This window comes from Fusicatenibacter sp., from assembly GCF_977045365.1.
The window spans coordinates 1-21,004 of the sequence record NZ_CDRRUH010000058.1 but is presented as its reverse complement, the minus strand read 5'-3'; the positions used below and the strand labels follow the sequence as shown (position 1 = coordinate 21,004).

18 protein-coding genes and 1 riboswitch are annotated in these 21,004 nt (G+C 49.7%); of the genes, 13 read left to right on the top strand and 5 right to left on the bottom strand.

Annotated elements, in window-relative coordinates:
- Positions 1–224 precede the first annotated feature (224 nt).
- The 7 genes from ACY2VW_RS11795 to ACY2VW_RS11765 all read left to right on the top strand — a co-directional run bounded on the left by ACY2VW_RS11795 (position 225) and on the right by ACY2VW_RS11765 (position 6,905).
- Complete coding sequence (locus ACY2VW_RS11795) at positions 225–1,709, top strand: C69 family dipeptidase (RefSeq protein WP_117761721.1); 1,485 nt, start codon at positions 225–227, stop codon at positions 1,707–1,709.
- Positions 1,710–1,965: 256 nt separating this feature from the next.
- A complete protein-coding gene (rpmG, locus tag ACY2VW_RS11790; RefSeq protein ID WP_055219257.1) occupies positions 1,966–2,115 on the top strand; it encodes a 50S ribosomal protein L33 in 150 nt (49 codons plus the stop codon).
- Between the two features lie 21 nt (positions 2,116–2,136).
- Positions 2,137–2,337, top strand: coding sequence for a preprotein translocase subunit SecE (gene secE / locus ACY2VW_RS11785; RefSeq protein ID WP_022463243.1), 201 nt, complete (start codon positions 2,137–2,139; stop codon positions 2,335–2,337).
- A 16-nt stretch (positions 2,338–2,353) separates the two neighbouring features.
- Entirely contained in the window at positions 2,354–2,875 is a 522-nt protein-coding gene (nusG, locus tag ACY2VW_RS11780) for a transcription termination/antitermination protein NusG (protein WP_022463244.1), read from the top strand.
- Between the two features lie 72 nt (positions 2,876–2,947).
- Positions 2,948–3,373, top strand: coding sequence for a 50S ribosomal protein L11 (gene rplK / locus ACY2VW_RS11775; protein ID WP_022463245.1), 426 nt, complete (start codon positions 2,948–2,950; stop codon positions 3,371–3,373).
- Positions 3,374–3,452: 79 nt separating this feature from the next.
- Positions 3,453–4,145 (top strand): 50S ribosomal protein L1, encoded by a 693-nt coding sequence (gene rplA / locus ACY2VW_RS11770; RefSeq protein WP_461878199.1) that lies wholly within the window; start codon positions 3,453–3,455, stop codon positions 4,143–4,145.
- A 759-nt stretch (positions 4,146–4,904) separates the two neighbouring features.
- Positions 4,905–6,905, top strand: a complete 2,001-nt coding sequence (locus ACY2VW_RS11765; protein WP_461878198.1) for a glycoside hydrolase family 31 protein — start codon at positions 4,905–4,907, stop codon at positions 6,903–6,905.
- Between the two features lie 99 nt (positions 6,906–7,004).
- On the opposite strand, the gene ACY2VW_RS11760 is transcribed toward ACY2VW_RS11765, so the two are convergent.
- Positions 7,005–7,925, bottom strand: a complete 921-nt coding sequence (locus tag ACY2VW_RS11760) for an aldo/keto reductase (RefSeq protein WP_461878197.1) — start codon at positions 7,923–7,925, stop codon at positions 7,005–7,007.
- Positions 7,926–8,209: 284 nt separating this feature from the next.
- On the opposite strand from ACY2VW_RS11760, the gene ACY2VW_RS11755 reads away from it, so the two are divergent.
- The gene (locus ACY2VW_RS11755; RefSeq protein WP_461878196.1) at positions 8,210–8,983 is read left to right on the top strand and encodes an SGNH/GDSL hydrolase family protein; all 774 of its coding nucleotides are present in this window, start codon (positions 8,210–8,212) and stop codon (positions 8,981–8,983) included.
- Between the two features lie 64 nt (positions 8,984–9,047).
- On the opposite strand, the gene ACY2VW_RS11750 is transcribed toward ACY2VW_RS11755, so the two are convergent.
- The gene (locus ACY2VW_RS11750; protein ID WP_461878195.1) at positions 9,048–9,740 is read right to left on the bottom strand and encodes a TetR/AcrR family transcriptional regulator; all 693 of its coding nucleotides are present in this window, start codon (positions 9,738–9,740) and stop codon (positions 9,048–9,050) included.
- A gap of 351 nt (positions 9,741–10,091) precedes the next feature.
- On the opposite strand from ACY2VW_RS11750, the gene ACY2VW_RS11745 reads away from it, so the two are divergent.
- Positions 10,092–13,190 (top strand): hypothetical protein, encoded by a 3,099-nt coding sequence (locus tag ACY2VW_RS11745; RefSeq protein WP_461878194.1) that lies wholly within the window; start codon positions 10,092–10,094, stop codon positions 13,188–13,190.
- An 828-nt stretch (positions 13,191–14,018) separates the two neighbouring features.
- Here ACY2VW_RS11745 and ACY2VW_RS11740 read toward each other — a convergent pair.
- Complete coding sequence (locus ACY2VW_RS11740; protein ID WP_461878193.1) at positions 14,019–14,951, bottom strand: AraC family transcriptional regulator; 933 nt, start codon at positions 14,949–14,951, stop codon at positions 14,019–14,021.
- Positions 14,952–15,140: 189 nt separating this feature from the next.
- Here ACY2VW_RS11740 and ACY2VW_RS11735 point away from each other — a divergent pair, with 189 nt between their 5' ends.
- Positions 15,141–17,150 carry a glycoside hydrolase family 127 protein gene (locus tag ACY2VW_RS11735; RefSeq protein WP_461878192.1) on the top strand — a complete coding sequence of 670 codons (2,010 nt, stop codon included), beginning with the start codon at positions 15,141–15,143 and terminating at the stop codon, positions 17,148–17,150.
- Between the two features lie 90 nt (positions 17,151–17,240).
- Here the strand turns inward: ACY2VW_RS11735 and ACY2VW_RS11730 are convergent, their stop codons facing one another.
- Complete coding sequence (locus ACY2VW_RS11730) at positions 17,241–17,849, bottom strand: ECF transporter S component (RefSeq protein WP_461878191.1); 609 nt, start codon at positions 17,847–17,849, stop codon at positions 17,241–17,243.
- On the bottom strand, positions 17,846–18,895 hold the full coding sequence (locus tag ACY2VW_RS11725; protein ID WP_461878190.1) for a nucleoside hydrolase: 1,050 nt from the start codon (positions 18,893–18,895) through the stop codon (positions 17,846–17,848). The genes ACY2VW_RS11730 and ACY2VW_RS11725 overlap by 4 nt, the downstream gene beginning before the upstream one ends.
- Positions 18,896–18,923: 28 nt before the next feature.
- Positions 18,924–18,968: riboswitch (PreQ1 riboswitch) on the bottom strand.
- A 160-nt stretch (positions 18,969–19,128) separates the two neighbouring features.
- On the opposite strand from ACY2VW_RS11725, the gene ACY2VW_RS11720 reads away from it, so the two are divergent.
- From ACY2VW_RS11720 to rpsG, 3 genes are all read left to right on the top strand, one after another.
- Positions 19,129–19,596: a hypothetical protein gene (locus ACY2VW_RS11720; RefSeq protein ID WP_461878189.1), complete on the top strand. Its 468-nt coding sequence runs from the start codon at positions 19,129–19,131 to the stop codon at positions 19,594–19,596.
- Positions 19,597–19,885: 289 nt separating this feature from the next.
- Positions 19,886–20,302, top strand: a complete 417-nt coding sequence (gene rpsL / locus ACY2VW_RS11715; RefSeq protein ID WP_022463258.1) for a 30S ribosomal protein S12 — start codon at positions 19,886–19,888, stop codon at positions 20,300–20,302.
- A 173-nt stretch (positions 20,303–20,475) separates the two neighbouring features.
- Positions 20,476–20,946, top strand: a complete 471-nt coding sequence (rpsG, locus tag ACY2VW_RS11710; RefSeq protein ID WP_022463259.1) for a 30S ribosomal protein S7 — start codon at positions 20,476–20,478, stop codon at positions 20,944–20,946.
- Positions 20,947–21,004: the final 58 nt, after the last annotated feature.

Here is a 21,004-nt window from a genome sequence, read left to right as displayed (position 1 = left end):
GCCGGATTACTCTCCGTACCTGGTCTACAAACGGGGCACAGGAGCATATTTTGGACAAACTGGGATATGGTCTTGTCAGGCGGCTGAAGGATGACCGGGGAGAAGGAATTGATACGGTTTATTTTGTCAAAAAGGAAGAAAACGACAGATAACATGGTGCTTGCAAATCGCAGCTTATCGTGTCATAATCGGAAGCATAAGACAACAAAAGGAGGGCTATAGCTATGCCTTGTACAACCATTTTAGTTGGAAAGAAAGCATCGTATGACGGTTCCACCATGATCGCGCGAAATGACGATTCCGGTGCGGGTCATTATACATCGAAAAAATTTGTGGTGATTCACCCGGAGGAGCAGCCGAGAACATATAAAACCGAGATTTCTCATCTGACCATCGAGCTTCCGGACAATCCGATGCGGTACACTGCAGTGCCAAATGCAGAAAAAGGCGAGGGTGTCTGGGCAGCAAGCGGCGTAAATGCAGCGCAGGTCGGTATGACTGCGACCGAGACAATCACATCGAATCCGCGTGTGCTGGGTGCTGATCCGCTTGTTGTTTATCAGCCGGCGGAAGACGGAAAAGAAGAGGTTCCGGGCGGAATCGGTGAGGAGGACCTTGTTTATATTGTTCTTCCTTATATTAAAAGTGCCAGAGAGGGTGTCAAAAGACTGGGCAGTCTGCTGGAGCAGTATGGTACATACGAGATGAACGGCATTGCATTTCAGGACCACGATGAAATCTGGTGGCTGGAGACGATCGGCGGCCATCACTGGATGGCAGTGAAAGTGCCGGATGACCATTATGTAGCCATGCCGAACCAGCTTGGCATCGATCATTTTGATCTGGAGGATGCACTCGGCGAGCAGAAGGAATATATGTGCTCAGCGGATTTGAAAGAATTTATTGAGACATATCATCTGGATCTTTCTATGGACGGAAATTTTAATCCGCGCGATGCCTTCGGAAGCCACGACGATTCCGATCACGTTTACAATACACCGCGTGCCTGGTTCATGGAGCGCTATCTGAACCCGCACACGAAAAAATGGGACGGACCGGATGCCGATTACACACCGGTATCCGATGATATTCCGTGGATGATGGTTCCGGAAAAGAAGATTACCGTAGAGGATGTAAAATATGTACTGTCCTCCCACTATCAGGGAACACCGTACGACCCGTATGCCGCATACGGCGATAAATCATGGAAGGGAGCATACCGCTCCATCGGTGTCAACCGGACCGATTTCCTTTCTGTCATTCAGATGCGCCCGGATCACAAAGGAGACAACGGCATTCTGCAGTGGATTGCATTTGCGTCAAATGCATTCAATGTGCTGGTTCCGTTCTACACCGATGTGACGACAACACCGGAGTATCTTTCCAACACAACGGGAGAGGTTTCCACAGATAACTTCTACTGGGCAAGCCGCATGGTGGCAGCAATGGCAGATGCATCCTATAAGTCTTCTATCTTCCACATTGAGCGGTATCAGGAAAAGGTGATGGCAAAAGGCCATGCACTGATCCATCAGTACGATGCGCTGCTTGCAGGGGAGACAGACGAAACAAAACAGACACAATTGAGAGAAGAAGCAAACAACAAAATCGCTGAAATGCTGAAAAAAGAGACGGGTGCAACACTGCACAAGGTACTCTTTGAACTCAGCAACCAGATGAAAAACGCATATTCCAGATCGGATGCGTAACCCAAATGTGATTCCGCCTGCAGACCGACTTGCGGGCGGAATCGCACTGATAAAAATTTTCAGCGTACTTTGGGGAATTTTGTTGACAAGAGGCGGTTCGTATGCTACAATAAACCAGCGACATGGAAGAAGGTCTTTTTTTTATGCCTGAAATTGCTGAAGTACGAGCAGCAAAAGCAGGGCAGAAACGAAGAGACCGCCGCTGATCCGCAAGGATCACAAGCGATAACGCAAATACACAGTGGAGGTGGAAGTCGTGCGCGTAAAAATCACATTGGCATGTACTGAATGCAAACAGCGTAATTACAACATGACAAAAGAGAAAAAGAACCATCCTGAGAGAATGGAGACAAAGAAGTACTGCAGATTCTGCAAAAAGCACACAATGCACAAAGAAACCAAATAATCTTTGGTAAGAGGTGATCCAATGGCAGAAACTGAAAAAAAAGCATCCAAAAAGAGCTGGTTCAAGGGCTTGAAAGCAGAGTTCAGAAAAATCATCTGGGTTGACAACAAAACGCTGGGCAAGCAGACCGTTGCAGTCGTAGCGATCTCTGCAGTAACCTGCGGGTTAATCACCCTGGTTGACAGCGCTGTAATCGAGTTCGTCAATTTATTGATCAAATAAGGATAAAGGTGTCAGAATGTCAGAAGTAAACTGGTATGTAGTCCACACCTATTCGGGCTATGAAAACAAAGTAAAAGCCAATATTGAGAAAACAATTGAGAACCGTCATCTTGAGGATCAGATTTTGGAAGTACGTGTTCCTATGGAAGAAGTTGTTGAAGTCAAGAACGGAACCAAGAAACAGGTACTCCGGAAATTGTTTCCGGGCTACGTTCTGATCAACATGATCATGAACGACGATACCTGGTATGTTGTCCGCAATACCAGAGGTGTTACGGGCTTCGTAGGACCGGGATCCAAGCCGGTACCGCTTACGGATGAGGAAATGGTGAACCTTGGAATCACCGGTGGTGAGGAAAAGGTTGAGCTTGACCTTGAAGTCGGCGATGCAGTCGTTGTAACAGGCGGCGCATGGAAGGATACAACCGGACTGATTCAGAGTATCAACGATACAAAACAGATGGTTACCATCAATGTTGAGCTGTTCGGCCGCGAAACGCCGGTAGAAATAAGTTTCGCAGAAGTCAAGAAGATGTAAGAAATGCCCCAGGGGCGTTTCGTGGGAGGGAAATTCCCGCAATTACCACATTTATTTAGGAGGTGCCGTAAAATGGCAAAGAAAGTTACAGGATATATCAAATTACAGATTCCTGCTGGTAAAGCAACACCAGCACCACCGGTTGGACCTGCACTTGGACAGCACGGAGTAAACATCGTACAGTTTACCAAAGAGTTCAACGCAAGAACAGCAGATAAGGGAGACCTGATCATCCCTGTAGTTATCACTGTATATGCAGACAGAAGTTTCAGCTTCATAACCAAAACTCCTCCGGCAGCAGTTCTGCTTAAGAAAGCCTGCAACCTGAAATCTGGTTCCGGCGTTCCGAACAAAACGAAAGTTGCTACTATCTCTAAGGACAAAGTTCGTGAGATCGCAGAGATGAAGATGCCAGACCTGAATGCAGCAACTGTTGAGGCAGCTATGAGCATGATCGCAGGTACCGCAAGAAGTATGGGTATCGTTGTAGAGGACTAATTTAGAAGAAGAGTTTACATCTTCTCGTATTGACGTGGGAGGGAGATTCCCGCAACTACCACCAGGAGGTTATTAGACAATGAAACATGGTAAGAAATATTTAGAGGCTGCAAAAGCAGTTGATCGTAGCATTCAGTACGATCCGGCAGATGCTATTTCCACAGTTAAGAAATTAGCTACTGCTAAATTTGACGAGACAATCGAAGTTCACATCAAAACTGGTTGTGACGGACGTCACGCAGACCAGCAGATCCGTGGAGCAGTTGTTCTGCCGCACGGTACCGGAAAACAGGTTCGTGTACTTGTTTTCGCTAAAGGCGCAAAAGCTGATGAGGCTGTTGCAGCAGGTGCAGAGTTCGTTGGAGCTGAGGAGCTGATCCCGAGAATCCAGAACGATGGCTGGTTTGATTACGACGTTGTTGTTGCTACACCGGATATGATGGGTGTTGTTGGTCGTCTGGGCCGTGTACTTGGACCGAAAGGTTTAATGCCAAACCCGAAGGCTGGTACCGTAACTATGGATGTTACCAAAGCCGTTAAAGAGATCAAAGCAGGTAAGATTGAGTATCGTCTTGACAAAACAAACATTATCCACGTGCCAATCGGAAAAGCTTCTTTTACTGAGGAGCAGTTAAGCGACAACTTCCAGACGCTGATCGGTGCAATCAACAAAGCAAAACCGGCTACTCTGAAGGGACAGTACCTGAAGAGCGTTACTCTGGCTCCTACTATGGGACCTGGAGTTAAGGTTAATGCTTTGAAGCTTGCATAATAAATGAAATACTGAGAACCCCCGGGGCTGTAATGGCTCCGGGGGTTCTTTGCGTTGAAAAACGGACGCAGGGGAAAGGCGGGCTGCGGGCAGGGCGGGAAACGTGTGCGGGGGAGGGGCTGTGATTTGGATGGGGAGGGACTTGGGACGAGGCGGCGGGGAATGAGGAAGAACCGAGACTATTCGTCAGGAAAACTGATGTTTTCCCGACTCAGAGTCTCTTGAAATCCGGCTTTGTGAGCCGGATTTCATCTCCCTCATTTCCCGCCGTCTCGTTCCAGTCCCTCTCCCATCCAAATCAATGCCCCTCCCCCGCACACGTTTCCCGCCCCACCCACAGCCCGCCTTTCCCCTGCTGAGGGTGGGGACGGACGGGAAGGCGCGCCCGAAAGGGCGCTGTTCCCTAAGGAGGGGGTGAGATGGGGAAAGAATGGGAGGAATGCTAAGGAAGAAATTGGGAAACGGGAGAGCTTACGCAAAGGCGAATTCTGACTCCTTAAGAAAGAGATGTCACTTCAATAGGCAATATGAATAATTATGTTCGGGTAAATATCTAGTGTTTACAGTGTAAATTAAAATCCCTGCTGATTATGGCGGGGATTTTGATTTGCTGAAAAAAGATCAAAATAGTGTTAGAACATGAAAATTAAGGTCAAGTATTCTGCTCGAAATGTTAGTATAATGCTAAGTAGAAAGTAAACGAAAACAATAGAGCCCACGTGCGCTTATGGGCGGCGGGCTCTGGAAAGGGAGGTTTTTATGCAGTATTTTGAGAAACAGGGAAATGCGCTGATTTTCCGGCAGGATGGGGAGACGGTTCGGGTGGAGCCGTGGCAGAAGGACAGTCTTCGGGTGAGAGGTACGGTTCTCTCGGAGATTGAAGAGGGAAGCATTGCACTGCTTGATCCGGAGCCGGTGGAAGCGGAAATTGAGCTGGTGGATGAACTGAAAGCGACGATCAAAAATGGTAAAATCCAGGCGGTTCTTGAAGTTCAGCCTTGGGGACAGAAACTTCGGATTACGTTTCTGAACCAGAAGGGCGAGGTGTTGCTCTCCGAGATCGCGAACGGCGGAGCACTCTGCCTGCGGGCGCACGATTACCGTGCATTAAAGGGCGGCGCTTATCAGTTAAAAGTATCCTTCGATTCCAACCCGGATGAGAAGATTTACGGTATGGGACAGTATCAGCAGGAGAGAATGAACCTGAAGGGCTGCAACCTGGAACTGGCGCACCGCAATTCGCAGGCGAGCATTCCGTTTTATGTATCGAGCCTTGGCTACGGTTTCTTGTGGCACAATGCAGCGGTTGGTGAGGTTCATTTCGGAACAAATACGACAGAATGGCTGGCACGCACCACGAAGCAGCTCGACTACTGGGTAACCGCAGGCGATACCCCGGCGGAAATTGAAGAGCACTTTGCAGATGCCATTGGTAAAGTTCCGATGATGCCGGAGTACGGTCTTGGCTTCTGGCAGTGCAAACTGCGCTACTACAATCAGGAGCAGGTACTGAATGTGGCGCGCGAGTACAAAAAACGCGGCATTCCGCTGGATGTTTTCGTGATCGACTACTATCACTGGCCAAGATGCGGTGATTACCGTTTTGACGAGGAATACTTCCCGGATCCGAAGGCAATGATCGACGAGCTGCACGAGATGGGCATTGAGACGATGGTTTCCATCTGGCCGCAGATCGACTGGAGAAGTGAAAATTACGAAGAAATGAAACAGCAGGGACTTCTTGTGAAGAGTAATGCAGGTGTTGATGTTCAGATGCTGTTCCATGGAAATAATGTCTTTTTGGATGCAACGAATCCGAGAACGAGAAAGTATGTCTGGGAAAAAGTAAAGAAAAACTATGCAGATCTCGGCATCCGCACATTCTGGCTGGATGAAGCAGAGCCGGAATTTTCGACGTACGAGTATGAGTGCTACCGCTACGCCGCGGGCCCGGTGGAAGAGATCGGAAATGTTTACCCGAGAGAGTATTCCCGCATGTTCTACGAAGGACAAAAAGAGAACGGGCAGGAAGACATTGTCAACCTTGTGCGCTGTGCATGGCTTGGAAGCCAGAAATACGGTGCGCTCGTGTGGTCCGGAGATATTTTCTCGACCTACGAGGATTTCCGCAAACAGATCTGTGCAGGTCTTCATATGGGACTTTGCGGTATTCCGTGGTGGACGACCGATATCGGTGGATTCCATGGCGGTGTGACCGAAGATCCGGACTTCCAGGAGCTGCTCGTGCGCTGGTTCCAGTTTGGTACTTTCTGCCCGGTTATGCGTATTCACGGAAACCGCGGACCGAGAGAAGAGATCATCAACAAGGCAGGCGAAGTGCGTGAGGGAACCGGAGCTGACAACGAGGTATGGAGCTTCGGAGAGAAAAACTATGAAATCCTGACAAAATTCATTGGTGTCCGTGAAAAAATGCGCGATTACACGAGAAGCCTGATGGCAGAAGCACACGAAAAAGGAACACCGGTCATGAGAACGATGTTCTATGAGTTCCCGGAGGATGCAGCGTGCTGGGATATCTCCGATGCTTACATGTTCGGTTCCGACATTCTTGTAGCCCCGATCGTTCAGCCGAAAGCAACGAGCCGCACCGTCTATCTGCCGTCCGGCGCATCCTGGACCCTGGCAAATACCGGAGAGGTTTACGAGGGCGGAAAATCCTACGAAATCGACGCCCCGATCGAGACACTGCCGATCTTCCTGCGCGATGGAAAACAGGGATATCTGGTAGGCGAGATCTGATGATAGAAAAAGAATAGAAAACGAAAAAGCATTCCTGCCGGGATAAAACGAAGCAGGAATGCTTTTTGCGCGAATCAGGAATGGAATATGGTCAGATCCTTACGGAAGCGGATGGCCTGCCGCCAGATACAGCTCATACCATTCTTCCCGCGTCAGCGTAATATCACACGCTGCAATAATCTCTTTCAGACGTTTTTCACTTGCCGTACCGGTGACGAGCTGCATATTCGCCGGATGGCGCAGAATCCACGCCGCTGCAATCGTGGTATCACTGACACCGTATTTTTCGGCCAGCACGCGGATTTTCTGATTCAGGTCCGGGTACTCGTCGCTTCCAAGGAAACATCCCTTCCATGCAGGCATCTGGAACGGCGACCACGCCTGAAGCGTAATATCGTGGAGCCGACAGTAGTCGAGCAGACTTCCGTCGTGGTCAACCGAGCCCGGCGTCTCCATATTGACTTCCATGCCGTTGGCAACAAGATTGGAAACCGGAATGCTGAACTGTACCTGATTGACAACGAGCGGCTGGCGGACATATTTCTGCAGGAGCGCGATCTGCATCGGCTTGTGGTTGGAAACGCCGAAATAGTGGACCTTTCCGCTCTCAAAGAGAACATCAAACGCCGTGGCAACTTCTTCCGGGTCCACGAGCGCGTCCGGGCGGTGGAGCAGCAGAAGATCGAGGTAATCCGTCTGCAGCCGTTTTAAAATACCGTCCACAGATTCCAGAATGTGCTCTTTTGACAGATCATAGCAGCCCTGGCGGATGCCGCATTTGGACTGGATCAGAACATCCTCGCGGTGCAGGGAAGGATCGGAGGCAAATGCATCACCGAAAACTGTTTCGCTCATGCCGCCGCCGTAAATATCAGCATGATCAAAGAAATATGCGCCCTGTTCCAGCGCGGAATGGATAAAATGATTCATCTCGTCTTTCGATTTTTCGGAAAGCCGCATGCATCCGACTGCAATCGAAGGAACTTTTCTAAGATGACTGCCTAAAACCGTTTCTTTCATGACAGAATTCTCCTTTGTGATAAAATAAAATCTTACTCTCACTATACCACTCAAGTACACTTGAGAGTCAATCTTTTTTGAGAAAAAGCGGTGAAAGCTTTCGCCAGAACCGCTGCGGATTCGACCGAAACACAGAAAAGCCGAACTTTGTTAACAAAATCGGAACAAAATCGACAACAAAGTTTACTTGCATTTTCGAAAAAATGATGTAAGATAGGGGTATTCGAAAAAAGATCCGAAAGGATCTGTAAATCTGTACTGACTCAGATAATGGAGGTTTACCCATGGATGCAAAAATCATAGCCGGAATCCTGGCAGCAGGAGGCGCAGCCTTAGCCGTCGGCGGCGTATATAGAATGAATAAGAAAACTGGTTACTTCAAAAAAGGAAATTCCGTCCGGTACGATGTTTCCCGGATTCCGTTTAAAAAGACGAGTCCGTTAAAAGGAAAGACGGTTGTCTTCCTGGGATCTTCCGTGACGAAAGGCTTTGCGGCCCACAATAATTCGTTTGCAGAATACATAGCAAAAAAAGACAGCTGTACCTGTATTAAGGAGGCAGTCAATGGAACGACACTGATCGATAACGGCGAGGATTCCTACATCGAGCGCATGCGCGACAATCTCGCCCAGGAGCGCCAGGTGGATCTGTTTATCTGCCAGCTTTCTACGAACGATGCAACGCGCAACAGCCCGCTCGGCGAAATTTCGGAATCCCGTGATCTGGACAGCTTCGATGTCAAAACCGTCTGCGGCGCAATCGAGTACATCATTGCGTATGCAAAAGAAACGTGGCACTGCCCGGTGATGTTCTACACCAACCCGCAGTACGATTCCGACTCATACGCAAAGATGGTGGAAGCACTTCTGAAAATCCAGGAGAAATGGCAGATCGGCGTGATTGATTTCTGGAATGACGAACGGATCAACAGCGTTTCGCCGGAAAAACGGAAACTGTATCTCCAGGATCCGATCCATCCGATGAAGGCCGGCTACGCTGAGTGGCTCGTCCCGGTGATGGAGCAGCGGATTGCCGAATATCTGGAAACGCAGATGTAATCAAAAAGAACAAAAAAATACTTTCGTGGTTTCTTGGGCTGGAAGATTCCGCGAAAGTATTTTTTTATTGCTCTGCCCTTAATGGAACCGGATGATCAGGCTGCTGTGCTGACGAAACTGTCTTTTCCGTACTTTCTGTTACTTTCCGTTTTTTACGGATCCGGAACTGTTTGAAAATGCCGCGGATGGCGTCATAGAGCTCCGGCTTTAATTCCTCAAGCGGGATCGGCTGCTGGTACAGAATGGCGTTGTAGCTTGTACCGCTTACGAGTTCCAGAATCATATAGAACATCAGCTCCGGTGAGCGGTACGTATATGCCGCCTGGGAGAGCAGCGATTCGTAAATCGTGTAGATGGCAGGTGTGTCGCTGAACGGGGAAAACGTAAGTGAATTTTTGAAGAACCCCCAGCTTAAGTGCTTGGAGATCAGCGTCACAAGGCTGTGGTTGGCAGCAAACTGGTCTAGGATATTGTCGGTGATGAAAAGAACCTGTTCTTCAAAATCCTGGATATCCGGATGACGCAGCAGATCCGTATAGGCAGCCTGGAATACCTGGCTTGCCTTGTGCGCAATCAGATGATTTCGAATATCGTACTTATCTTTGAAATAAAGATAGAAGGTGCCCTTTGCAACGCCGGCGTTGTTCACGATGTCCGAAATAGAGGTTTTATTAAAGCCGTTGTCGATAAAGAGCGAGAAAGCAGAGTCCAGAAGGGACTCACGCTTCATTTGTTTGTTATTATCAATTTTTCCCACAGAGAGTCTCCTTTCCTGAAAGATATCAAAAGCGTGTGTCATTATCTTGTCTATAATTATAGGTATCATACATGGAAACTGTCAAAGGGAAAATGACTAATTTTCTCATTTTTGTGACTATGCACGAAGAAAAAAATGACCGATCGTCAATTTTGTGCAGTATTTAATGTTGACTAAGAGTCATTTTTGCGTTATAACATTAGATGACTGAAAGGCATAGGAAAAACATCCTCGATCTGAGGGAAACAGTATCCCGCAGTATCTTACTCCGAGCGGGTTTTACTTCTCTTATGATCCTGGATTTCATCATAAAAAACCATTATAAAAACCACAGAAAGGAAGTTTATCACAATGAATAGAAACAGAAAACTGAGAAAACAGATGATGTCTGGTCTTGCTGTTGGTATGGCTGCTGTTATGGGAGCTGCTCCGGTTTATGCAGCGACAGGAGAGGACGCAGCGGTTTCCAAAGAAGAAACCGTATATGTAAATGCAAATGCAGACGGATCGGAAGATCAGATCACCGTATCCAACTGGCTGAAGAACGCAGGAACGGAAAAGAACCTGAAAGATGAGAGTGAACTGAAGGACATCAAAAACGTAAAGGGCGACGAGGAGTTCACCCAGAGCGGAAACAAGCTGACCTGGCAGACAGACGGCGAGGATATCTATTATCAGGGAACAACCACAAAAGAGCTTCCGGTTTCCGTGAAGTTCACCTATTATCTGGACGGCAAGGAAATCAAACCGGATGACCTGGCTGGAAAGAGCGGAAAACTGAAAATCAAAGTGGACTATACAAACAATACAAAGACAACGGTTGACATCAACGGCAAGAAAGAGACGATGTACACCCCGTTCGTCCTGATGACCGGAATGATTCTTCCGCAGGATACTTTCTCCAATGTCAAGATCGACAATGGTAAAGTCATTTCCGATGGAAGCAGAAACATTGTTGTCGGATTTGGTATGCCGGGACTGAAAGAAAGTCTGGGATTAAATTCCGATTCCCTGGAAGATCTGGTATCCGGTGACAGCGACTTCGAACTGCCGGAGAGCCTGGAGATCACCGCAGATGTGGAAAACTTCGCTCTGGATTCTACCTTCACCGTTGCACTTGACGATGTTCTCGACACCATCGATACCGACAACATCACCGGATACGATGACCTGAAGGATGCACTGAATGACCTTGAGGATGCTGCAATGGAACTGGTTGACGGTTCCAAGGCACTCTCCGATGGTGTGGATACTTTAAAAGACAGCTACAAAGAGCTGGATGACGGTATCGGAACGTTAAAAGACGGCGCTGACGAGCTGAACAGCGGAGCCGGCACCCTGGCAAGCGGAGCATCGACTCTGGCAGGCGGAGCATCGACTCTGGCAAACGGAACTTCTACTCTGAACAGCGGAGCTTCTACCTTAAACAGCGGAGCAGCTACCCTGTCAAACGGAGCATCCACCTTGAGCAGCGGAGCTTCTTCTCTGGCAAGCGGCGTAAACTCCTACACCGAGGGCGCTGATACCCTGAATAAAGCAATCCAGACGTATCTTGGAAAGAACGGTGCGCTGACTGGAAGCGTAACCGAGTATGTAAACGGTGTGAATAAAGTCGTTGCAGGCGTAAAACAGTACACCGACGGAACAACACAGCTGTCCGACGGCGTTGCTTCTTATGTAGCAGGCGAGAAACAGCTTGCAGCAGGCGCTGAGCAGCTTCAGCCTCTGGCAGACGGCCTGACCGAGGTAAACAGTGCAATCGCAACACTGAACGCAGCACTCGATGGAAAAGATGAGAATGATATTTTAGCAGGAGCAAAACAGCTCTCCGAAGGACTGACCAGTCTGAACGAGCAGCTGCAGAGCACCGATGTACAGAGCCTTCTGACGATGGTAGACGGTATGACCAGCACCGGTTCTACCCTGATCTCCGAGACCGAGGCACTCTCCGAGGTTCTGAACACCACAATCGCAGGATCTGTCAACAGCATGATGACAAACGGCAACGAGCTGATGAGCCAGATGGATACGCTGTCCAAAGGACTTGAGAGCTACTTAAGCGGTCTGGAGGCACAGATCACGAATCAGGCAACGCAGATGGGAACCCAGATGGCAGCACAGGTTCAGGCATGGGCAGACGGAGCAGCAGCACAGCTGAACCAGGAAGCAACAGCAGCAGCACAGAGCGCAGCTGATGCAGCAGCAAGCCAGGCATCCGCCGATGCAGCAAAACAGGCAAATGATCAGCTCTCTGCAGCAGCGGCTACACTGGATGCACAGATTTCCGCAGCAAAGAGCGCCGGAAATACAGAGCTTGCAGATTCCTTAAGCAAAGCAAGAAACCAGATCGGAAGTGTCAGCGTTTCCGCTTCCGCCGGAACCGTTTCGGTTACTCCGGTTACAGCTCCGCAGATTACCCTTCCGGAACTGAACTTCGAAATCGAGCGCCCGGATCTCTCCGGTCTTGCAGCAATGCAGCAGAAGATGAGCGATATCAAGAGCCAGTACAGCGATCTGCAGAAGACGGTTGCAGCGCTGATGCCGCAGCTTGAGACGATGCAGAAACAGATGAAGACCATTACAGACAATAAAGCTGTTGTTGAGCAGAATCTCGGCGCGATGCAGAAGCTGACCGCAGGTGTGGCACAGCTTGATGCAGGCGGAAGTGCTCTGTACAAGGGCATCGGTACTCTGTCCGCAGGTGTGAGCCAGCTGTACAGCAGCACAAATGAGAGCTTTGCAAAAGCAACAGCAGGCATTAATGCACTGAATGCAGGATTCACCCAGCTGAGTGCTTACAATGATACGCTGCTTTCCGGTGCAAGCCAGCTGAAAGCAAATGCACCGGCTCTGGTTGAAGGTGTTACGACTCTGCAGGGCGGCACGACACAGCTGACCGCAGGTCTTGGACAGTTGGGAAGCCAGTTAAGCGATGGATCTGCAAAACTTTCTGCAAACAGCGGAAGCTTAAGAAGCGGTGCTTCTCAGGTGGCAAGCGGAGCATCCCAGCTGGCAAGCGGAGCCTCCACACTGGCAAACGGAACTTCTTCCCTGGCAAGCGGAGCTTCTGAACTGAACAGCGGAGCTTCTACGCTGGCAAGCGGAGCATCTACTCTGGCGAGCGGAGCTTCTACACTGGCAAATGGAACTTCTACTCTGGCAAGCGGAGCTTCGGATCTGAAATCGGGAAGCAGCAAGGTTGTGGATGGTATTGACGAGCTGTCTGATGGTGCGAAGGAACTGGCTGACGGTACGAAGAAGTTTGAAGAAGAGGGTACCAGCAAGCTGAAGAGTACCTTTGAGGATGATCTGGGAGATGTACTGGATCGGATTCAGGCGCTGAATTCGGATAAATGCGCTTATACTTCTTACAGTGGTAAGGCAAATGGAATGGATGGAAGCGTGAAGTTTATTATTGAGACTGCGGCGATTGAGGCTGCGGAAGAGTAATGCGATTCTACGTGAGGCTGTGAGGCCGCCTGCGTCTGGGATGCTTTCCCGGGGTGCGGGGCGTGGGATGGGCGGGGAGATCCGCCGGAAAAAACAGATGCGGTTCGACAGGAACCGGCGCAATTCGACAGGAAATTCGATAATTTCCCGTCTCAGTGCGCCTTGCCCCCTGGTGTTGAGCACCAGGCGGCATCCTGCCGGACCGCATCTGTTTTTTCTGGATCTCCACCCCGCCCATCCCAATGCCCCGCCCCCCGGGAAAGCATCCCGGACGCCGCCGGCATCTACGTTACGAAAAGGCGCGGCTGCCATATGGACAGAATAGGACGGGAAGGTGGTAAGCAGCGCGCAGACGGAACAGGATGGGAGTGGGAGGTGGGGGAAGCAAAAAATAAGAACAGCCCGCGGGTGTGCGGGCTGCTCTTTCATAATGAGGGGGGAGATAGTTTTGAGTGGTTCATCAACTATCTGAGATATAGTATAGAGAAGAAATGTGAGCAAAGTATGTCTATTTTCTAAAAGAAACAGTAAATTTCTAAAGAATAAGTGAATCCACTCATTGTGTAAATCACTTCCGTCCCCCACAACGTATATGGGCCCCCAGGCGCAGCGGAGCGTCCGCCCCCGCGGTGCATTTGCAGGAGGGGTAAGGATGTTAGAGGGCGGAAATTTGCGTTGGAGCCGGGCGCAGCACTGTCTGACCGAAGGGAGTTTGCGGAGCCCGGTTCCGGTTTTAGCAAATTTTCGGCCTCTTACAGCCTCTTCCCCTCCGAAACAGCACCGTGGGGGCGGACGCTCCGCTGTGCCTGGGGGTCGTACCCCTCCGTCCTATTCAAAAGAAATTTTCCGGGCAGCGTAGCTTTTCCGGTACTGCCCCGGCGTCATCCCGGTGAGTTTACGAAAAGCAGTGGAAAAATTATGTGCATCCTGAAACCCGACGTTGTAAGCAATCTGAGAAACAGTGTGATTCGTATCCGTCAGCTCAGCCATTGCGCTGTCCATTTTGGATTTCAGGATGAATTGTTTTAACGTCATCCCGGTGCCCTCGTGGAAGAGGGAGGAGAGGTATTTGTCGTTGTAGCCGAAATAACGGGCGAGTTCGGTGACTTTGAGGGACTCGCTGCTGTGGTACTGGATGTAGCTGATAATGTCCTGCAGGATCTGCGTCCGCTGCGTTTCGGAAGTGTAGGTGCGGTAGAAGGGGCTCTGACAGTTGATTTCGCCGAGAACAGCGGCGGTCAGGCTGTTGTTGAGGAACGTGTTGTGGAAACGCAGGGAAGTGTCCTGGAGCTGCTTCATGAGGATGATGACGCGGTTCGGGGAGGAAAGCGTTCCCTGGCGCGGGATGCATAACGTTTCGGGGTAGTTGGATGGAAGCCGGGAGGGAGCGAGGTCCTCAAGGCGGTAGGAGGATGGCGGTGCAGCATGAAACTCATCCAGAATCGATCCGGCGGTCGGGTCAGAAGGAGCGATGATCGGTGCGGAGGGGATACCAGGGATAAAATGGAGCCAGTAGAAAGAGCAGCTTCCCTTTTTCGAGCCATGCTGATGGACGGTCGGCGGCAAAAGAAGATATTCGCCGGGGTGAACCTCGTAAGAGCGGCGTTCATCCGCGATAAAAAGCGTTCCTTCCGTCACAACCATCAGTTCAAAATTGACGAGATTCCGTGTCAGGTGCATCCACTCCGGGGACGGGGACTGGAATTTGCCGCAGAGGTCGTAGGTAAAACAGGCGGCATCTGGAAATAAAACAGAGATCATATGACTTTTTCAAACCTTTTCAAACATTCTTGTATTTTAAACAGCGGTCCGTTTTGCTAAAATAAAACTATAGAAAAACAGGAAAACAGCCGTCAAAAGAAGTGTAACGCTTCCCATCCCTGAAAGCAAGGAAAATATCTTTTTCAAACCAGGAGGCGGCGGAAGACAACGAAAAAGGAGACAGAAAAAATGGATCAGAAAAACTTCAGCAAACCATTATCCCTGGCAAAAGTCCAGGTTACTGATGCATTCTGGAAAAAAGAGATGGAGCTTGTCCGCACCGAAGTAATTCCGTATCAGTGGAATGCCTTAAATGACAATGTTCCGGGAGCAGCACCGAGCTTCTGTATGCGGAACTACCGCCGCGCCGGTGAAGTTGAAAAAGAACGGAAAGCAAAAGGAGACAAATTTGTTCAGATCAAATATCCGCTGGATACTTTTGAGACACTGCCGAAGGATGGCAAAATGGACGGAAGATTTTATGGCTTCCTGTTCCAGGATACCGATTTTACCAAATGGGTGGAGGCAGTTGCGTACTCCCTGACACAGCATCCCGATCCGGAGCTGGAAAAAACGGCAGATGAAGCAATTGAAGCTGTCTGCGCAGCACAGAGAGAAGACGGATACCTCGATACCTACTATCTGATCAACGATCAGGATATGATTTTTACAAACCTTAAGGACAACCATGAGCTGTACTGCTTCGGTCATCTGACGGAAGGCGCCGTAGCCTATTATCAGGCGACCGGAAAAGACCGTCTCTTAAAAGCAGCAGAGCGTTTCGCGGACTTTATTGCCAGCAGACTCGGTCACGGCGAGGGCAAAAAAGCAGGTTATCCGGGTCACGAAATTGCAGAGATGGCTCTGATGCGTCTCTATGATCTGACCGGCGAGCAGAAGTATCTTGATCTTGCGAAATACTTCATCGACGAGCGCGGAACAAAACCGTACTACTACGACATTGAGCGCGGCCTGACCTGCCCGGAGGGCGAAGAGCGCTATGGTTACAACCAGGCAAACCGTCCGGTGCGTCAGCAGGATGAGGTGCAGGGTCATTCGGTACGTGCCGTTTATCTTTATTCCGGCATGGCCGATGTAGCGAGAGCAACGCAGGACGAAAGCCTGCTGAAAGCCTGCGAAACCCTCTGGAACAACATGGTCCATCAGAAAATGTATGTAACCGGCGGAATCGGTGCAACCCATATGGGAGAAGCGTTCTCCTTCAACTATGACCTGCCGAACGACACCGCCTACGCAGAAACCTGTGCATCCATCGGTCTTGTGTTCTTCGCGCGCCGCATGCTGGAAATCCAGGCAAAAGCAGAGTATGCAGATATCATGGAATTAGCCCTCTACAACGGCGTTCTGTCCGGCATGGCACTCGATGGAAAGAGCTTCTTCTACGTCAACCCGCTGGAAGTACTGCCGGAGGCATGCCACAAGGATGAGCGGAAATTCCATGTAAAACCGATCCGCCAGAAATGGTTCGGCTGCGCGTGCTGCCCTCCGAACCTGGCAAGAACAGTAAGTTCGATTGCATCCTATGCATACACCGAGAATGACACCACTCTGTTTGTCCACCTGTATATGGGCGGAACGCTGGAAGGCGAAAAAGTAAAAGCATCCATTACCTCCGAGTTCCCATGGGACGGCCACGTTTCCCTGACCTGCGAGAGCGATACAGCAGAACCGTACACCTTCGCATTCCACATCCCGGGCTGGTGCAGCGGATATGAGAAAGAGATCCCGGCAGGAGCAGAAGTGGAAGAAAAAGACGGTTATCTGTATGTGACAAAAGTATGGGCAGAAGGCGAGACCATCCGCCTGAACTTCCCGATGGAAATCCAGCTTCTGGCATCCAACCCGCTTGTGCGTGAGGACGCCGGCCGCGTCACGGTAAAACGCGGACCAGTCGTTTACTGCATGGAGGAAGTGGATAACGGAAAGAATCTGCATCTGACAAAAATCTGTGTCAACGGTGCAAAAACCGCAGAAGCAGTCGATGAGATGGGTGAGCACTTTGTGCGCGTATCCGCCGAGGGACGCCGCGTGAAAATGGGTGATGCAGAAAAACAGCCGCTGTATCACCTGTATCAGAAAGAGGAAGAAGAAACTACCGAGCTGAAGCTGATCCCGTATTATATGTGGAACAACCGCGGCGAGGGTGAAATGCAGGTATGGATCCGCGCCTGCGAATAAGGGAATAAAGAGACAATAAAAAAACTCCGGAAAAGTGATGCTCCTGATACAGGAACCACCGCTTTTCCGGAGTTTTGCTATAGATACGAATTATTTTCTGCTTTTCATGGAAAGACTGCCGAAAGCAGAATGGACAGCAGGCAGAATCACAAGAACGACAGCAAGGACGATCATTCGGTCCACAAAGTCGGTCAGAGCCTGTACAACGCAGACGGACAGCGTCAGATTCATACCGAGACTGTGAAGCAGCTGTACCAGTACGGTAGAGCCGGAGGAAGTAATGCCGCCGAAAACGACTGCCGTGATGGTGGAACTTACCACCGTGCCCGGAAGCGAAATCACAAGCGCTGCCGGAAACAGCTTCCAGCCCATAGTGCGGAGAGAAAGACTCTCACTGCGGGAGCCTGCCGCATGGGACGGGCGGAGTCTGCGGAACACAAGGCCGGCGACAAGACCGATGACAAGCTGTACCGGAATATAGTAAAATGCATAGACATCACTCGTCATACCGGAAATGAGTCCGGAGATCAGTCCCGGAACGAGGCCGGCAGCAGGTCCGAACAGGGCGGCAGCCAGAACTGTTCCGATGGAGTCGAGATAAACCGGAAGGCGAAGCAGCAGAGCGATGGTACCGCCGAGAATATTGATGACACCGCAGAGCGCCAGCGTCGTGAGCTTTAACGTACGATTTGTACTCATCTTACCTCGCCTCCCTTCTGAAACATCGTCTCATGCGGGAAGACCGGCGGCGCGGTGAGAATCTGGTCGAGAACAGGTGCGGATTCCTCCTGCGGCACGCCGAGGACACGCTCAAAGAACATCAGGAAGAAGCGGCGCACATCGACCTGCGTCAGAATGTGGCTGTTCGGTGCTTTCTGGTAAAAATTCATGGCATCCACAACCGTCTGTCCGATGCAGAGGCCTCCGGTTTCGACCTGCGTATACGCATCAAAACCGCTGCAGAGCGACGGATCCACAAGATAAGCGGCCGCGAGCGGATCGTTGATGACGCATCCGATGACCTTTTCCTGTTTCCAGTGGAAATCAAAGTAGAAGCGCGTCAGCTCCTCAATGCGGGTTCCGGCTTGCGGATTCACGCATTTCATATATTCCACAAGATTCGGCGTCAGGACAATTTTTCTGGTGACATCCAGCCCGATCATATGAAGTTTTTTACCTGCAAGCTGCGGCAGATCGGAGAAAGCGCGGAACACTTCGGCTGCGGCATCCGGGTCGCACCAGTAATTGTATTCGGCAACCGGGGAGCAGTTTCCGTGGCTCTTATAGCTTCCGCCCATGGAGACGAGAGATGTCAGGTTTGTCAGGCATTCCGGTGCGCGGGAGATGACTTTTGCAAGGTTCGTCATCGGCCCGAGGGCAAGAATGGTAACATCAGGGGTTGTTTTTAAGGTTTCGATCAGGAAAGAAACAGCGTCCTTGTTTGGCGTAAGGCCTTCGGCATCCGGCCAGCCCGATTCGCCGAGGCCGTCCATGCCGTGCGTGTCCATCGCGTCCACGTAGTCGCGGACCAGAGGCGTCTCCTCGCCGACATAAACCGGAACATCTGGTTTTCCAATCATAGAAAGAATTTTCAGGGCATTTTTAGCGCCCATAGAAGCGGGTACATTTCCGCTGACTGTGGTGATGCCGACAAGATCCAGCTCTTTCGAAGCCGCGGCAAGCATCAGGGCGAGAGAATCGTCGATGCCCGGATCACAGTCGATGATCAGTTTTCTTGCATTCATTTTCCAATCTCCTTTGATGAAAATTTTGAGATACTTGGTTTTTTATACTGGGAAGTTCACGAACCAGTCCGGACACCCGCAAAAAGACGGGTAAATCCGATTGCATAAATGCACGGGAAAGAGTATAGCACAGATTAAAAAAAGAATCCAGTAAAACAAACCTTGTCTGTTTTGAAAAAATCGGTTATGGTATAGAAAAGCATACAGCAAATGAGAACATGGGAGAAAAGAAAATGGCAGATGGATTTTTAGCACCAACTGGGAAATTCTATCCCAAAACAGAAAATTTTCATGCGCAGACCGCGCGGGCGGTTTTAGGTCCGGACGGCCAGACGGACGAGCCGATCCAGGAGCTTCTGCGCCGCGGTTATATTTTATTTGTAGGCTTCCACAAACCAGGCGAACCGGAAAATCTCCATGCCGATATGGATTACGTCCTCGGCGGACCGGGGCACCCGGCGACCGAAGGGCAGAAGGCCTGGATTGCAGAACATACGGAAGAGCTGTCGAGAAAGCAGCAGTTTGACATCAACAACGACGAGACAACCTTTGAGAACTTTTACATCAGCAATGCCCGCATGTTTCCCTGGTGCAAAGGGTGTGCCGAAGAGAAAGCGCGTGATCTCTGGGGCAATGCACAGAGCGAGGAGAAGCCGAAGCGGTGTGATGCGTGTCCGGCCTTCCGGAACCGTCCGCTTTAACGAAAAAACAGAAAATGTCAGAAAATAATCTGGTGAGATTATAATAGGAAGAAAAAATACTTTTGCACAGTAATGCAGCAACGGGGGAAATCCGCAGAAGCCGCGTAAATACGCGATTTTTTGCGAATTTCCCCCTTGACTTTTGAAAGGACAGACGATATAATAAACGAGCGTGCGTAAAAGACTGTTTTTTGTGCGCGCAAAAGCTGCAAAGCAATTATGTTGAACTAAAGCAGCCGTATGAAACCCCGTGGGACACACGGAGAAATCTATCAGGAGGTGAAATGGAATGCCAACATTCAACCAGTTAGTAAGAAAAGGCCGTGAGACTTCCGTAAAGAAATCTACCGCGCCGGCACTGCAGAAAAGCTACAATTCTCTGAGAAAGAAATCCACAGATATGTCTTCTCCTCAGAAGAGAGGTGTGTGCACAGCCGTTAAGACTGCTACACCGAAAAAACCTAACTCAGCTCTTCGTAAAATCGCCAGAGTTCGTCTTTCCAACGGAATCGAAGTAACAAGTTACATCCCAGGAGAAGGCCACAACCTTCAGGAGCACAGCGTTGTTCTGATCCGTGGAGGAAGAGTTAAGGACCTGCCAGGTACCAGATACCACATCATCCGTGGTACACTTGATACTGCAGGTGTTGCTAACAGAAAACAGGCCCGTTCTAAATACGGTGCTAAGAGACCGAAAAAGAAATAATTAAGTAAAACGAATTCGAGATATATCTAGTATCACAAAAAAGCGAAATGTTGTGCGTTATTCCATAAATCCCCACGGCTGCGGATTTATAGAGAAGTTACACGCGCGGACATACTGCAAATAAGTGTGAGTACCGATGATTTAATCGAATGATGGTTAAGGAGGGAAGTAACGTGCCACGTAAAGGACATACTCAGAAAAGAGATGTTTTAGCAGATCCGTTATACAATAACAAAGTGGTAACCAAGCTGATCAACAACATCATGCTGGATGGTAAGAGAGGCGTTGCACAGAAAATCGTATACGGCGCATTTGCTAAAGTAGAAGAAAAAGCTGGAAAACCAGCAATCGAAGTATTTGAAGAAGCAATGAACAATATCATGCCGGTTCTTGAAGTAAAAGCAAGACGTATCGGTGGTGCTACTTATCAGGTACCGATCGAGGTAAGACCGGACAGACGTCAGGCTCTTGGCCTTCGTTGGCTGACCGCTTATTCTCGTAAGAGAGGCGAGCGTACCATGGAAGACAGACTGGCAAACGAGATTCTGGATGCATCTAACAACACAGGTGCTTCCGTGAAGAAGAAAGAAGAAGTTCATAAGATGGCAGAGGCTAACAAGGCATTTGCTCACTACAGATTCTAAGAGGAGGAAAATCCGTTGGCTGGAAGAGAATATCCATTAGAGAGAACCAGAAACATTG